This window comes from Nitrospira sp. KM1 (assembly GCF_011405515.1).
GTDB lineage: Bacteria > Nitrospirota > Nitrospiria > Nitrospirales > Nitrospiraceae > Nitrospira_C.
In genome coordinates this window covers 4,463,156-4,478,885 of sequence record NZ_AP022671.1, presented here as the reverse complement: position 1 = coordinate 4,478,885, position 15,730 = coordinate 4,463,156, and the positions used below count along the sequence as shown (strand labels likewise).

Below are 15,730 nucleotides of genomic sequence, written 5' to 3'. Positions count from 1 at the left end.
TTTCCGAGCTGAAACTTTCGCTTGAATGGCCCTTTATTTGCAATCTTCCTCGAAACGTTCGCTCGCAGTCTTCAAACTCATTTTCAAAGTTCGGCTGGTCGCGCCATATCGAGGATTGTCACTATCCGGCCGAGTCGATGATGACGGAGAAGGACAAGCAATGTTGAACAACTTACGGATGCCATGCACCTGTGATCAGGATGCAGGAGGGAGGACATCATGGCCGGACAGCTGGCAGATAAAAGGGTCGCAATTCTTGTTGCGGATGGATTCGAGGAGGTCGAACTCACGGAACCTCGCGAAGCGCTCGAACGGGCCGGCGCGCAAGCTGACGTGATTTCGCCGGCGGAAAAAAGGGTGAAGGCTTGGAATCATCTAGAATGGGGTGACCAAATAGCAGTTGATGTCCCGCTCGATGAGGCCGATGCCGGCCACTACCATGCGCTCCTCCTTCCTGGAGGAGTGATGAATCCGGACAAGCTCCGGCGCAATCCCACAGCATTGCGTTTCGTCAAAGCATTTTTCGACCGGCAGAGACCGGTCGCCGTGATTTGCCATGGACCTTGGACGTTGATCGATGCCGGCGTGGTGAACGGCCGGCGGATCACGTCCTATCCGTCGTTGCAAACCGATTTGGAGAACGCGGGGGCGCAGTGGGTGGACGAGCAGGTCGTGGTGGATCGAGGTCTCATATCAAGCCGGAAGCCCGACGATATTCCCCTCTTTAATCAGACCATGCTCGATGTGTTTTCCAAGCACCAGGAACGAACGAACAGCCCGGCCTGACAAAGGCTTCCACATCCACGGAGCACCACAATGGCGACTCGCATGAGAAAGCGTGTGCACGGCAGCTCGAAACATATATCGAAGCCACGGAAGACTCGGAAATGGTCGGCCGGCGTCATGAAACGAAGCGATGCCCTGGACTTGGAACAAGGGGTCTTTACTAAAAAGAGCCCAAAGGAGATTGCCGCCTCTCTCAAACGCTCCGCCCTCCGAAGCCACAGACGGAAGGGCACCCCTTTTCAATCAGCCATGTCCATGCTGAATTTTCACATCAACCGAGGCGGAAGCGGACTTCCTGCTTCGCAAAAACACAGACTTGAACGGGCCAAGGAAGAATTGCGCAATCTCTTCGGCAGGAATGATAAGCCTGCCGACAAACGGCGAACACCTGAGCGCCGATAACATGAGACTCAACGATAAAGGAGAACTTCATGGCATTAACGTTAACGAGTCCGGCGTTTGAGTCGGGATCATCCATTCCTAAACGGTTCACCTCGGCGGGCGAAAACCTGTCGCCGCCCCTTGAATGGAGCGGTGTGACGCCGGAAACGAAAGAATTGGCCTTGATCTGCTTGGATCCCGATGCCCCGACGCCTCGAACCTTCGTGCATTGGATCGCGTATGGGATATCGCCCGATCAGCGAGTGCTGGAGGAAGGGATTCCTCAGGCAGGACGAATCTCAGGCGCTTCGCTCTATAACCCGATTCGCCAAGGCAGGAACAGCCTGTTCAGCCTCGGATACACTGGACCGAACGTCCCGCCGCGTCACGGCAAACATAGCTATATTTTTGAGCTCTATGCCTTGGACCGGCTATCTCATTTGCCTCCCGGATCCGGTCGTGCCGCCTTTTATCGAGCCATTCATGGGCATGTCATCGACCAGGCCCAATTGGTCGGTTTCTCCGATGCCCGGGCGGGCCGCACTCCCATGACGTGGACTGCCAGCCTCATCAAGAACTCCCCGCTCATTCAGGACGGAGGCTTAAAGCCGGCCTTGGCCACCGGAGTCATCGGAGCCGGCATGCTTGCGCTGGTCGTCTATACCATCCGCAATAGCAAATCCCGTCAGTCGTCATGGATTAACCTGGCGCAACGCATTCCGCACCTCCGAGCGCGGTGAAGCACCAGTGCAGGGCTCAATCCGTCAACACTCAGCAGGTGACGTCATGACAGGTAGATACCGTCGCAGAGAGTGACAGAATCCTGATCATGGGATGCAGTACATATGGATCTCGACAAATTCAAACGACAACTCCTGGAAAAAGAACAAGGACTCCTTGGCGGACTCGTCAAAGCCGGCGAGCAGGCACGAGAACCAAGTGACGGCCCGGCCCGTGATTCCGGTGATAAAAGCATCGAGAATGAACGAAAAGATGAACAATTCCGGAGTACCGATGCCAAATGGTCGACTTTGAGCCAGGTACGCGAGGCCCTTCAACGGATTGAGGATGGCACCTTCGGAGCCTGTCTTGCAGACGGCGAGATGATCGAGGAAAAGCGCCTCGAGGCGATCCCATGGACTCGTTACTGCGTGAAGCACCAGCAAGAGGTCGAGGAAACTGAACGGACACGAAAACCCACCCTATGAAGTCGGCCACGGGGGATACATTTTCTAAAGTTCTGCTTGCCGATGCGCAGTACCTATTGCATGAGCTTCATCGAGGACCGATTGCTTCCGTGCCTCAAAACGGGCTCCAGCCAGCCATTCCACCAACTGGCGCCTTGTGCTCGGATTCCAGTTGCTGATGATGATATCTTCCCAATCGAAATTTCCCTTCGGCAGCACATCGAGTGGCAAGGAGGGTTAAGAGGAAAACCGCCGCTATGGGGAATCATAATTCCACAATATTGCTGCAATCAGCAGATGTTGGGCTTGTACGAGACCGGTTCCGCCGGGGTTGGTTTCTGCGCCTCTAAAAAAACCGCTTTGCGGTCCGGTCGAATCATCATATCGATACTCCATTCGCAACCGTGTCATGCTGGCAGCAATTGGTAGTTTGTATTCAAGCGTGGTCGTGATCGCCTTCAGGAATTGGCGAGCGCCGGTCATCGTCCCGCTCGGGTCGTAGTACAGTTCCGGCCGGACCGCCAGCGCCCATGCTCGAGTAAACTGCCAATGCGTATAGATCGCAGTGCCGGTCCAGAAAACCCGCGCACCCCCGGCTTCTGGTATCACTCGCTCTGTGCCAATGTCATAAACTAATGCAACGGTGAGGCGATCGCGCTTCCATTGAATACTGCTGTCGGAGAAGAAGCGCCAATACCGGAGATCGCTGTTCGACTGATCGGGGCCATAGTAGAAATTTTGCACAGCAGTGACGGATGGTGAAACCGTCCACGCGAGCTGAATGCCATAACTGGGCAAGTCATTGGGGTTAGAGAGGTAATTAAAGCGATTAATGATATAGAAGGCGCTCTTCACTGACTGGCTCATCTGATATTCGGCGGACACTCCGAACATGAAGTACGGCGAATAGTCCGGCAGATAGCTGCGCGTATAGTTGTAATTGTCCTTGGCATAGAATGACTCGTACCCGATATAGCTATTAAAGAGACCAGCTGTGAGTTTCAGGCCATTTCCAACTGGAGCCAGATACGACACATTGGCCCGGGAAAAGTGGCTGAACGTATCGGCACCCGAGTAAGGTTGACCATTCCGGAGACTGGCATTGGGCACCTGCCCTGTGACGTCGTAGCCACCCTGAACTCCGAATTCCATCCCCCAGGGAGATGATTCGTCTGCATCCTTCCGGACATAACCCATTATCATGTTCGGAGTCAGCTCATTCACCCGCTGCGTTGTGGCCTTGCTGCGCCAACGATGGTTTTCCGGATAATTAAAATCGATCGGATAGCTCAAATCGAGGTATGCACCGTAATGCCAACGCGAGTGGGTTGATTCAGACGGCGGGCCTTCCGTCGTACGAGCAGTCGCTGGGTTTGCCCACGGCTCATCATGATCCGATGCTTTCACAGAAAGGACCGGGACCGTGATTGCCAAGAACACCATGAAAAGTTGGAACATCGCTTAGGGTTATTTCACCTTCACGACGTCATTAGGGCATCCAGGTCTGATGTGTCGGAGCCTGGGAGCGATCGCGCGCGGAATGTTTGGGTCGAGAAGGACGGTCAGGCGGTCAGGCACGCGGAATAACTTTCTCTTCATCCACTACGTGGCTGGCGTACTCAAGTGCCGCTGTCACATCTTCAACGGTGATCTCAGGATACGCTTCGAGGGCTGTTGGCGGGTATACCCTCCAGCGACCATCCCAAGGATATTGGTCACCATGATGCGGGTGCCGCGAATGATCGGCTTTCCACTGCAAATACTACGATCAACAACAATTCGATCTTCCATGGTTCACCTGATGCACAAGGTTTACAGCCAAGACTGAGTGTAGAACGAGGAGGTACAGAGTGTCTAGTCAAAGGACTCAATTGCAAGCAGAGAGCAACGTGGCGCAACTGGCACCGATGCGCAGGATGGCGCCAGCCGCCGGCGCGGCTGCCGGTCCGCCGGCAGCCCCTAACCTTGACAAGAAGACATTTCTCGTCGATCACACCTCCTCACACAGGAACAATATTCCACAGGGCCATGCATGGTCGATCAAGATTAACGATTTCGGAAGGCAATAGATCGAAGCATCCTGGGGAAAGGCGACACCGAGATCAGGCAAGAAAGGTCACAAGGGACGATCGGTCAATAGGGAGCAAAACGAGAAGCGGGCTCGTGCTCGCGCTACAGGGAAGATCCGCAGAAAGTGTATTAGCATTGGCGCTGACCATCTAGTAACGCTCACCTATCGACGAAATATTGAAGACAGGGACAAGGTACTGAATGATCTGGAGCGACTACCAAGAATGCTGTCGCGCAATGGTTGTTCAATTCCCTATGTAACTGTCTTGGAGTGTCAGAAACGAGGAGCCATTCATCCTCATTTGGCTGTAAAAGGAGTCCAGGATATACGGTTCCTCCGTCGCTGCTGGTATAAGATCGTCGGTCATGCGGAAGGTCAGGTGAACGTGAAAGGGCCACGTCCTGGAACATCACCTGTGAAATTAGCTCGATACCTTTCCAAGTATATTAGTAAGGACCTTGATGCCCTTCCACGACAATTCGAAGAGCATCGATATTTTTGCTCGTTACGTATCAGAGTTCCGACCGAACACTTTCAAGTCATCTTGTCCGTGGAGGATCATCCATCAATGAAGTTCTACGCACTGATGTTAAACCGAGACGCTAAGGCGTGTAGGCAAGTCCTGCAACATCAAAAACTGAATAGGAGGGAGCGACACTTTTGGATGGATGAGTGAATTTGAAGATTACTCTTTCGAATGGGTGAATAGGTGCCTTACTGAAGGCGCGAGAGTTTCATAAAACATGTATATCCTGTCTCACCTTCCCATGGTGTACACCAGAAAGAGGTATGGAGCTTTTTTGCAATCAACTGCTATCGTGTCCTCCCAATGTCATAGCTTGAATCTTGTACCGTAAGTACATATGCCAAAGACAATTACTCAAGAATTTGCCCTGAAACAGGGACAATTCTCAAAAACCGGGGCCTTCGATGCGCTTCTTGATCTAGATAGTAGGCTGTTTATTGATCCCCACCTTCTGCGTAGAACCACACAGCCTGAACTTTCGGGGGCGCGCAAAACACTCGAAGAACACTTTACGAAAGTTCTAAGGCTGTTAGGACATTCCAGAGCCAAAGCGGATGTATTTTGGGAGAATGCCAAAACCCTATTAACGTTTCCAGAAGTTCAAGGGCTTTGTATCGGTTATGGGAAAGAAGGAACAGCCGGCAGCGGGATTGGTCCCAGTCTTCGGGATCGTCTTCTCAAAACCGCTAAGGAAATTATTGATGTTGGCATTAAGGACCCTGAGATATTTGAACTGGTGGGCCTTTTTGCTGAGGATATTGGGCCAGACCGAATAAGCGACATGACAGCGGGAATTATCCAGAGTCACTTGAAGGCTTTTACTCGACGCGTGTTTAAAGAACTCAATGTTAAACAGTCGATAAACCCCTACAGTCGGAAACCCATAATACTAGTTCCAAAAGAAATACTTCGCCCTCTGCCTATCGCTCACGACTGGAGCGATGTTGATATCGTTGCCGCTCATAATGAAGCACTGAGACATCGAGTTAATAAACAGGTTGGAAAGACATGGAAGCATGCAACAACAAGAATTGCGAAACGAGACCTAAGAAAAGCTCTTCTTCAGAATCCGGAGCTGATTCGAGATCTACTCAACCAATATAAATCAAAGCCGACCGAAGCGTATGACTTTGACAAAGATCCATATGGAGAAGTCACCTGGTATCAGGAGGCCAACAGACTGGCAAACCAGCTGCAGCTGGCATTACATTTGTCGCCGCATCCTACAAATGAGGAAGTCTTAAGAGTGGTGTTGGCGATATGTAACAAATTTAAGGACGCAGTAGAGAATCATGATCTGGCAAGGATCCTCTATCACGAACGGGGCGACCCACGCCATGAGTCCTACGCGCAACGGTTATTCTATGCAATGGCCGATGCATACTGTGAAGCCAACAATCTTGATCTAAGTCGCGAAGCCAATGCCGGCCGCGGTCCCGTGGATTTTAAGGTCAGCGCAGGTTATAGAACAAGAATCGTAGTTGAGATCAAGCTTTCCTCAAATTCAAAGCTTATAGGTGGTTTTAAGAGACAGGTGGGTGAGTACGCCAAGTCTGAAAAAGCCTACAAGGCTATTTATGCAGTCTTGGATATTGGGAAAGGTGGAAAATGGAGGAAGCGCCTTAGCCGTGCCGAAAATGAGCTTAAGAAAGCTGGGGAGCTTGTACCGCTTATCTTTGTTATCGATGCGGAGCTCAAAAAGTCGGCTAGCAGGTTATAGGTCAAAAATGAGCCAAAGCGCAAATATCATCTATTACGGAATGCTCGTACAAATTGGAACATCGCCTTATGCCAGAGAGCATTTTCAGAAGACTTTGTTGTAATATTTCCCTCGTCAATTTTGCTGTCTAACGGAAAGACAGTATGGCGGAAAGAGACTCGTCCCCAGGATCAGACGATTTTGCTGAGACTGTCCGCAGGGGCATCGAAAACTTCCGGTCCCGCCTCCTAGATCTGTCACTCGCCAATCGCCTACTTAACTACAAGCATTCCGAGAAATCGCGAACTCAAATTCGAGTCATCGATGAAGTACCTGAAATTCTTTTAGCCAAATTGGATCAGGATAAGAAGCTGGTATTTTCTTGGATTGATGAGCCAGAAAGTGATTTGCGCGATGAGAATACTCCTGAATTTCTCAGGGCACTTGAATACGCTCGCGAAAACAACAGTATCTTCCAGGATCAAAAAAAGAAATTGGGGCGAAACCCATCAGCTCGTCAACTGTCTCGGATAGAACGATCCCTTCGCGACCGAGTACGAAAAGAACTGGGACTACCGAATCGAAGCGAGATTACATTAGCCGATCGTGCAAAAGAGTTAGGAATAGACCCAAGTAATGATCTACCAGAGATCACCGAGTCTCTTCCACGGAGGCACACGGACTCAAAGCTTCAAACCCTGCACTACAGAGAGCACATGGAAGCAAAGGTCGCTGCCATCCGTGATGGTGATAGGACGCTGCTTGAGGATGCCGGAATTAACGCTCTATATTGTGCATTCGGATTCATAGAATGGTATGAAACACCCCACTCTGATACCGCCCTGTACGCACCGCTCTTATTTTACCCAGTAGAAATCGAGCGCACTCTTCAGAGCGGGCGCTATTCCTATGTTCTTATATCAAGGGATGGAGATGTCGAGAGTAACATAACGCTATCGGAACTCCTAAAGAGGAACTATGACCTGGAACTACCTCAATGGAATCCAGATGAGGAGCTTTCAAAATACTTCGCCAAGGTAAGACAGGTTATCTCCTCTGAACGAAAATGGAAAGTGAGAAGGTGGGTAACGATAGGCTTGTTCACGTTTTCTAAACTCGTCATGTATCGCGATCTTGACCAAACAAATTGGTCTCCTGCGCTGCATCAGCACTCCAGGCTGCAAGATCTTTTCTTAGGAAAGGACTCCACAGGCACCATTTCTTTAGCGCCAGAATACCCCATGGATGGGGCTGATTCTACAGTCAAAGACGTTCAATTAATTACTGATGCTGACTCATCACAGCATAGCGCGGTTATCGATGTGATTAAGGGGAAAAGCCTTGTGATCCAAGGCCCACCTGGCACTGGAAAATCCCAAACCATAACAAACATTGTTGCTGCAGCTCTGCACGAAGGGAAAACAGTTTTATTCGTCGCTGAAAAGATGGCTGCCCTAGAGGTTGTTAAGAGCAGGCTTGATAAGTTTGAACTTGGTAACTTCTGTCTCGAATTACATTCGGGAAAAACCAGAAAAACGAGGATTATAGATTCAATCAAGAAACGCATTGAGTATGAGGGTCCTTCCCATAATCCGAATCAGATCCGGGCCGCTCGAAAGGCCTGTCAAGAATCGCAAAACGAACTACTGCATTATGTGAATAAAATGCATATGCCTGTGGGTGAAACTGGATTTACCGTTCACAACATCCTTCGGGCGAATTGTGTACGAGCTAGACAGGTGGAGGGCTTCCCCATTGGGTTGCGCAGAGCCCGAATTAACAATCCATGTCAAATCGAGGCATTGGAACGTCATCGGTTAATGGAACTTGCACAGGATCTCGATGAGAAAACCTCTGTTGCCAACACCTTCGGAGGGATTAATCAACACCCATGGCGGGGGCTGGGAAATGATAGTTTACATCTCTTCCAATTCGATGAAATCCGCTCCAGCCTGCTCTCTTGGTCTACGCTAATCGAAACCTTAATGGAGGCTATTAAAGTCGCTACGCTGAAGACTTTCTGGCCAATCGTTTCTACCACAAATGGTGCCAGCGCCTTCGGTACGTGTGCAAAGAGCCTTCCAGACTTTCCAAGAGATTTTGACCAATCTGTTTTCAGACAGCTGCGAAGCTACCAAGATTGCGAGGCACTGGAAGAAGTGATCTCCAACATCCAAGGATTAGCCCACGTCCGCGCCCAGATAGACACGATAACAACGGAAGGTGATTCAATACTCAATACCGGGAGTACATCACTCGCAACTCTCATAGATGAGATCGCAGAAGAAGGGCTTGACCGTCTAAGGGTACAAGAGATTGAGAATCTTCTTCAGGAGACTGAGGCGAACCTTTTGCCTCTTGAGCATGCAGCTAAAGTTGCAGATAGTCTCACTCAACTTTTCAGCATAAGCGATGCCTCAACGCAAGATCTTCATCATATTGTGGAAGCGATGTCCGTACTTACCGGGCTTCCTAAGACTCTATTGAAGTATAGGCAGCCAGACATATTGGAGGAAGACAATCTCCTAGTCCTTGTAGAAGCACTAGAAGAAAAGAAAAAACTCGATGAAGCGGCGAACCGGTTGAGCAAAGGCATAAATCTAAAACTAGTGCCTTCACTTCCTGAGGTTAAGGCCGCATACAGAACATTGAAGACCGCCGGAGCAATTCAGAATTTACTTACACGTGAGTGTCGGGAAGCAAGAAAACTCTATAAGAGCATCTCAACGCAATCGGGTCGACCATCCCGTCAGGAGGCAATAGACGGGTTAATCGAGACATTTACATACCTCGAGGATTTGCAGACCTTTACAGGTGATCCTCGATGGCAAGAGGCCGCCGGTAGGTTTTTCTTGCAAGAACGGACACCGTGGGAGGATCTTATTAGAGTTGCCCGCTGGGGCGAGACCGTCCGTGGCGCCATTCGGGCATCGCATTTGAGTTTGCGAAGTATTCGCGACGTTTTGCTTGCTGGAGAACGTGAGACACTCGAGAGCATATATTCTATCGCTGAGTCGACGGCATTTGAATCCCTGCAAAAGGTTCTAGGAGCGGTAGGCAACTCACCCTTTTCCTCACTCCAAACTATTCTCACTTCCAAAAGGGAGTACCTAGCTAAGTTAAGACAAATTATAGGCAAGGTTCGGCAACTCGGACTTTCTACAATGAGTCCGATTGACAATCTAAGAAGTCTCCTCACAGCCATAATTGAAGTAGAGACCTACCTTGCGAGCCTTAAACAACCTTCAGCAATGCGTTTTCTGTCAGGTAGCACTAATCCAACTCTCGATCATGCAGTCCGCCTTCGCAGCAACTTGCAATTCGCGACGATCCTCGAACGACTCAAGATTCCGGAAGCCGTATGGACAAGGTTTACGCCAACTGAGGGATTTGACCTTATTACAGTCCTTAGGGAACATTCACAGATTGTCGCTGATCACCTTGCGCTTACACTGAAAGTCCAGGATTGGCTATGCACCGTCTTGAAGATAGATGAGGATCTTTGGACTCGCTCTGTTAGCCTTAGAGATTCACCATTAGAGACGTTACAAGAGAAAGCGCTTTTCGCACATGCGCATTTTGATTCTATACAGGCTTACTTAGATTTTCTCAGGGTAGAAACAAGAGCTAATTCCACACCGTTATTGCCAGTACTAAAGGCAATGCGTGAGTCAGCAATTGAATACAAGGGTCTTGCTGCTGCGTTTGAATGCATATTATTTCGGTCAATCGCCGAAACTTTACTGGACGAAGACCCGAAGCTTAATTCACATTCTGGAAGTAATCACGATCAGCTGAGAAAACGTTTTCAGAAATTGGACAAACAAATCCTTGAGCTGCAACGTGAAGAAATCGCCAATAAACTCTTGCAACGATACGTTGATCCTGGGGTTGCAAGAGGTAAAGCGTCTGAGCGTACCGGCCTAGCCTTATTACAACACCAGATAGGTTTACAGAAGCGACATTTGCCTCTTCGGAGCTTATTTCGGAAAGCTGGCCAAGCTATTCAATCGCTGAAACCGTGCTTCTTAATGAGTCCCATGTCAGTTGCACAGTTTTTGGAGGCGGGAGGTTTACAGTTCGATATCATAATAATGGATGAGGCTTCGCAGGTTCGCCCCGAGGAGGCAATCGGAGCAATTGCTCGAGGGTCTCAGATAGTAATTGTTGGAGATCCGATGCAGCTACCACCGACAACATTCTTCGAAAAAGTAGATTCCGACTGCGTTGAGGACAAAGAGAGTGAGGAAGTTGTAATGTCTGGCGGATTCGAATCCATATTGGATTTGACAAGAAGTGTTTTTCAACCGGTTCGTCAACTTAAATGGCACTACCGATCCCAACATGAACGATTAATTGCTTTTTCGAATTCTGAATTTTACGACAATTCCTTAATAGTGTTCCCCTCACCTCACGGGAGTGGGCCAGAATTCGGCGTTCATCTCGTCGATACCAATGGGACTTACGATGGTGGAACAAATCGGGCAGAAGCAGAAGCAATTACGAATGCAGCAAAAGAATTTACCCATCAGTACCCCACAAGGTCTCTTGGAATTGTTGCCATGAATCAAGCTCAAAGAGATCTAATCAATGAGATAATGGACAATGAAGTATTTGCCAATGATCCTGAATCAGCAGCCTATCGTGAGAACTGGGATTCTACCCTAGAACCATTTTTTGTGAAGAACCTTGAGAATGTACAAGGAGATGAACGTGACGTCATATTCATTTCCACAGTTTACGGTAAAGATGGTACGGGGAACTTTTATCGTCGATTCGGACCCGTCAATGGAGTGAATGGGCACCGCAGACTTAATGTGCTTTTCACAAGAGCCAAGCAAGTGGTAAAGGTATTTACGTCAATGGATCCAAGTCTGGACTGGGGACCATTGGAAGAGATGAGGCGAGGAGTACAAGCCTTTAAGAATTATCTAGATTTTGCGCGAAATGGCCATACCGAGTTTGCGAGAGCTACAGGCCGAGAACCTGATAGCGAGTTCGAAAAGTGGGTGATCGCTCACCTAAGAGAAAAGGGATACAAAGTCGTCCCACAGCTCGGCGTCGCAGGCTATTTTATCGATATCGCTGTTCAGCATCCTGATCGTCTAGGTAGTTTTATCTTAGGAATAGAGTGCGACGGCGCTACATATCATTCCGCTCGGTCAGTGCGAGACCGCGACCGTTTGCGACAGGAGATTTTAGAACGACTGAAATGGAACATTCACCGAGTTTGGTCAACTGATTGGTTCAGAAATCCCTATGCGGAAATTGACAAGCTGGTTCATAACATCGAACAGCTTAGAACTTTAAACCCCTCCTAACTACCTGTCTCCTTCACCATTAGTTCAATTGCAACGCCCCATTGTAAGCTCCCCTGTCAACGAGACACGACCAAAGGAGAACTTTGGGCTTCTTGACGTTGGCCCCGTGTGGAGACAACTCTTACCCAGAACAGACGACTTCCTCGACGGTCTGCATGATCTGACGTTGACTGACAAACTCCATCGGTGTCAGGTGGCCGAGTGAGCTGTGGGGGCGGTGGTGATTGTAATCCACCCGCCAGGCTTCGACAATCGCTTGCGCCTCCGCCCAGGAGACGAACTGATGCACATTCAAACACTCATCACGTAGACGGCCATTCAATGACTCAATGAAGGCATTCTCCACGGGCTTGCCCGGTCGGATGAAGTCCAGTTGTACCCCGCGACGGTAGGCCCAATCTTCCAAGGCGCGAGACTGAAATTCCGTCCCATGATCCACCGTAATCGAGCGCGGCCCCGCCGCTGTGCCGAGCACCCGATCCAGAACCTGACTCACTAGCATGCCGGTCATGCGAAATCCCACCTCGAGCACCGGGCTAGAGCGACTCCAGTTATCGACGACGGTCAGAATCCGAAACGGCCGGCCGTCGGCGAGACTATCATGCACAAAGTCCATGCTCCAGCGCTCGTGTGGACCCACCGCCACCGGAGCCGGCCCCCGGTGGAGCGCGATGTGCTTGCGGCGCCGCACCCGCATGCGCAGCTGTAAACCGTCGAGGCGATAAAGGCGGCGCACCCGTTTGCGATTGCTCACCCACCCTTCACGCCGTAACAGCACCCAGATCCGCTGATAGCCAAAGCGGGGTCGCGCGTGAGCCAGATCACGGAGACGCAACCGTAGTGCCGATTGATCTTTCGCCCGACTTGTTCGATACCAGGCCGCGCGACTAAACTGCGCCAGTCGACAGGCCCGCAGACAGCTCACCGAGCACGTCTCGTGCAACCAGTGCGCGAGTTCTCGACGGCGGGCGGGCCTCAGACTTTTTTTCGCAAGGCCTCCGACAGCATATGCTTATCCAGCGAGAGATCGGCCACGAGCCGTTTCAGCCGGCTATTTTCTTCCTCGAGCTGGCGTAACCGTCGGAGTTCGCTCACTCCCAGGTGGGCGTACTTCTTTTTCCACGCGTAGAAGGTCTGCTCGGCTATCCCAAGTTGCCGACAGACATCCCCAATCGGGGTGCCCGACTCGGCCTGTCGCAGGGCGTAGACAATCTGCTCTTCCGAGAATTTCGACCGCTTCATCGATCCACTCCTTTCGTCGAGGACCGTCGAAGCCGGTAGTCTACTCCAGTTTTAAGTTGCCGTCGTTTTCGGGGGAGACGTCACTTCAAGTTGGGCTCGGTACGCGGCCGGCGGCATGCCCGCGAACGCATCGTGGGGCCGCTCCTCGTTGTAACTCTGTAACCATTCGCCACTGATCTCGCGCACCTGCTCGAGCGACTCGAACACAGAGGCATTGAGCACTTCGGTCCGATAGGTCCGATTGAAGCGCTCAATAAAGGCATGTTGATTCTGTTTCCCGGGTTGGATGTACCGCAACTCGATTCCCCACTCCGCACACCAGGTGAGGAAGCGCTCGGCGAGGAGTTCGGGCCCATTGTCCAGCCGCAGGGCCTGGGGGCGGCCGCGCCAGGCGACGACCTGCTCAAGCACGCGAATCACACGCTCCGCCGACAGGGACGTATCGACTTCGATCGCCAAACCTTCTCGAACGCCTTCATCGAAAATGTTCAACGTGCGAAACCGTCTCCCGCCATAGAGGGTGTCACTCATGAAGTCCACGGCCCACACGGTCTTGGGCTGGGGCATGACCGTCAACGGATGACGGAGTCGAAGGGGGACCCGCTTCTTCGTCCGTCGGGGCAGGTTCAGTCGCAGTTGACAATACACGCGCCACAGCCGCTTGTGATTCCAGAGCTGCCCATCAAGCCGCAAGCGGCCATAACATTTCCAAAAGCCCCAGCGGCTCTTCGCGGCCACCAAGGTCGTGAGCGCGGCCATGACCGGCGCTTCCCGCCGTGCCCAGTCGACCCGCGGACGGTAGCAGGTGGCTCGCCCGAGCCTGATCGCTCGACCGGCCCGCTGGATCGGCAGACCGTTCACCGTGACCAAGTGCGTGACGATCTCCCGGCGCTCCGCGGGCCTTAGAGCTTTGTTGCAATGACATCCTTGAGGGCTGCATCTCCAACGAGAGAGCGGCGTACAGCCGCTTGAGCCGGTTATTCTCGTGTTCCAATTCCTTCAACCGCTTCACGTCGGAAGCCTCAAGGCCACCATACTTCGCTTTCCACTTGTCGTAGGTAGCTGAGCTGATCCCGTAGTGCCGCCAGATCTCATTGACCGGTCGGCCGGCATCAGCCTCTTTCAGGATGGAGACGATCTGTGTCTCAGTGAACTTCGCTTGCCGCATGGGAACCTCCTGGCTAGGGTGGCTATTGTGCCAGAACGTTCTCCTTTTGACCGTCCACAATTGCGGGGAGCTTACAAGAAGACATGAAAACCAGTACACCTCGCGTGTTCTCAAGGCCTGGAAGGCTCGCTGTGAGAAGAAATGGCCATTGTGTCCTTGGATCTGCCATCGGGGCGGTATTCAGCTCGAAAGCCTCAAGCATTCATGGCGGAAAGCATGTGTCGCCGTTGGCCTTGGCGCCATGGTCCAGGATCCAACGAAAGGCCGTGAAGTTTGGCAAGGAAGAATTCCGCACGATTTTCGAAGAACGGCTGTGCGGAACATGGTGCGTGCTGGCGTGCCCGAAAAGGTAGCAATGGCGATCTCCGGTCACAAGACACGGAGCATCTTCGACAGGTATAACGTCGTTGATGAGCGAGACCTCGAGAAAGCGGCAAAGTCCCTCTCGGCATACTTCGAGGAACAGAAAAAGGTTACACTGAAAAGGCAAAAGAAGTTCTGGAGCTGGCGAGAGGAATTGAACCGTCCACCCGTCGCCGGATCGGCCTGAAAATGCCTCCCGGCTCCTACTGAGGGGGCCAGCCCCCTCGTACGCTCCCCACGAAGAGGGCGCACCTACAGATTTAAGAAGAAAGCTACTGGAGGCGTTTATCCGGTGGCGTAACCCCTAAAACTTTAAAAAGCCACCGGCTCAACCGAAGGTTGGTTTGGAGCTGGCGAGAGGAATTGAACCTCCAACCGGTGGTTTACAAAACCACTGCTCTGCCATTGAGCTACGCCAGCTTTGTGAGGATATTCGCAGAGTTATATTTGGCAGTCAACCGTTGATTGGCTCACTATAGCTTGAATGTTTGCGTCACACATGATTGCATCACGCCGATAGACCGAGTTTTATCCGTTATTCCGTCCAGTGAGAGAAAAAGGCCCCGTCCCCTGTACTGAGTTGGATGAAGAAACGCTCGTGACATTTCTTCGTCATGATTGGACCATTGGCTAGCCGGTAATTGATTTTAGGGCTGCAGCATGAATTGCCTCGTATAGTTTGACGAGATTGCTTGTGTACAGATCTCCGGCTTCAGATTGCATGAGGGCGGATTTATCCAATGCGCTTGCAGCCGCAACGGTGACATCCCTTGCGATGGCTGCAGCCTTCTCCTTGTTGCTTCCCGCTTCCAGAGTCATAAATGTTCTCCTTCAATTCTGCACACAGTTATTCCCACCGGTGCGCGCATGGCAACCTTGGCCATCTTACCAACTCAATGAGACAAGAAAAAACGCGGGCAGGCTTACAAAATTACGGCTCTGCTGGTTGAGCGACGTCAGCTTCGGGTGAAATGTAGCGCACTTGT

The 15,730-nt window shown here is 51.2% G+C and carries 12 protein-coding genes, 1 tRNA gene and 1 pseudogene; 8 read left to right on the top strand and 6 right to left on the bottom strand.

Annotation, left to right across the window (positions count from 1 at the left end; translation table 11 throughout):
• Positions 1 to 219 precede the first annotated feature (219 nt).
• The 4 genes from W02_RS21140 (at position 220) to W02_RS21125 (ending at position 2,375) form a co-directional block, all read left to right on the top strand.
• A complete protein-coding gene (locus tag W02_RS21140; protein WP_173051281.1) occupies positions 220 to 786 on the top strand; it encodes a type 1 glutamine amidotransferase domain-containing protein in 567 nt (188 codons plus the stop codon).
• A gap of 42 nt (positions 787 to 828) precedes the next feature.
• Complete coding sequence (locus W02_RS21135) at positions 829 to 1,188, top strand: DUF3175 domain-containing protein (RefSeq protein WP_255458546.1); 360 nt, start codon at positions 829 to 831, stop codon at positions 1,186 to 1,188.
• 29 nt (positions 1,189 to 1,217) lie between these two features.
• Positions 1,218 to 1,907, top strand: a complete 690-nt coding sequence (locus tag W02_RS21130) for a YbhB/YbcL family Raf kinase inhibitor-like protein (protein WP_173051279.1) — start codon at positions 1,218 to 1,220, stop codon at positions 1,905 to 1,907.
• Between the two features lie 105 nt (positions 1,908 to 2,012).
• Positions 2,013 to 2,375, top strand: a complete 363-nt coding sequence (locus W02_RS21125; protein ID WP_173051278.1) for a TraR/DksA C4-type zinc finger protein — start codon at positions 2,013 to 2,015, stop codon at positions 2,373 to 2,375.
• A gap of 234 nt (positions 2,376 to 2,609) precedes the next feature.
• Here W02_RS21125 and W02_RS21120 read toward each other — a convergent pair whose 3' ends face one another.
• Positions 2,610 to 3,761 (bottom strand): outer membrane beta-barrel protein, encoded by a 1,152-nt coding sequence (locus W02_RS21120; RefSeq protein ID WP_173051277.1) that lies wholly within the window; start codon positions 3,759 to 3,761, stop codon positions 2,610 to 2,612.
• 225 nt (positions 3,762 to 3,986) lie between these two features.
• On the bottom strand, positions 3,987 to 4,145 hold the full coding sequence (locus tag W02_RS22345) for a DUF433 domain-containing protein (RefSeq protein WP_197742090.1): 159 nt from the start codon (positions 4,143 to 4,145) through the stop codon (positions 3,987 to 3,989).
• 59 nt (positions 4,146 to 4,204) lie between these two features.
• Here W02_RS22345 and W02_RS21110 point away from each other — a divergent pair, with 59 nt between their 5' ends.
• The 3 genes from W02_RS21110 to W02_RS21100 all read left to right on the top strand — a co-directional run bounded on the left by W02_RS21110 (position 4,205) and on the right by W02_RS21100 (position 11,971).
• Complete coding sequence (locus W02_RS21110) at positions 4,205 to 4,423, top strand: hypothetical protein (RefSeq protein WP_173051276.1); 219 nt, start codon at positions 4,205 to 4,207, stop codon at positions 4,421 to 4,423.
• 865 nt (positions 4,424 to 5,288) lie between these two features.
• Positions 5,289 to 6,671, top strand: coding sequence for a hypothetical protein (locus W02_RS21105; protein ID WP_173051275.1), 1,383 nt, complete (start codon positions 5,289 to 5,291; stop codon positions 6,669 to 6,671).
• A gap of 143 nt (positions 6,672 to 6,814) precedes the next feature.
• The gene (locus tag W02_RS21100) at positions 6,815 to 11,971 is read left to right on the top strand and encodes a DUF4011 domain-containing protein (RefSeq protein ID WP_173051274.1); all 5,157 of its coding nucleotides are present in this window, start codon (positions 6,815 to 6,817) and stop codon (positions 11,969 to 11,971) included.
• 121 nt (positions 11,972 to 12,092) lie between these two features.
• On the opposite strand, the gene W02_RS21095 is transcribed toward W02_RS21100, so the two are convergent.
• Together W02_RS21095 and W02_RS21090 are read right to left on the bottom strand one after the other, a co-directional pair.
• Positions 12,093 to 13,213, bottom strand: a protein-coding gene (locus W02_RS21095) for an IS3 family transposase (RefSeq protein ID WP_370467949.1) whose coding sequence is annotated in 2 segments (ribosomal slippage) — positions 12,093 to 12,967 and positions 12,967 to 13,213 — 1,122 coding nt in all. Because the reading frame shifts where the segments join, the coding sequence is not laid out codon by codon here.
• 51 nt (positions 13,214 to 13,264) lie between these two features.
• Positions 13,265 to 14,381 (bottom strand): annotated as a pseudogene (locus tag W02_RS21090) (IS3 family transposase).
• Here W02_RS21090 and W02_RS22340 point away from each other — a divergent pair.
• The gene (locus tag W02_RS22340; RefSeq protein ID WP_370467951.1) at positions 14,341 to 14,931 is read left to right on the top strand and encodes a tyrosine-type recombinase/integrase; all 591 of its coding nucleotides are present in this window, start codon (positions 14,341 to 14,343) and stop codon (positions 14,929 to 14,931) included. The pseudogene W02_RS21090 and the gene W02_RS22340 overlap by 41 nt on opposite strands.
• Positions 14,932 to 15,089: 158 nt before the next feature.
• Here the strand turns inward: W02_RS22340 and W02_RS21080 are convergent.
• Positions 15,090 to 15,164 (bottom strand) — tRNA-Thr (locus tag W02_RS21080).
• Positions 15,165 to 15,374: 210 nt separating this feature from the next.
• Positions 15,375 to 15,563, bottom strand: coding sequence for a hypothetical protein (locus W02_RS21075; RefSeq protein WP_173051272.1), 189 nt, complete (start codon positions 15,561 to 15,563; stop codon positions 15,375 to 15,377).
• Positions 15,564 to 15,730 lie beyond the last annotated feature (167 nt).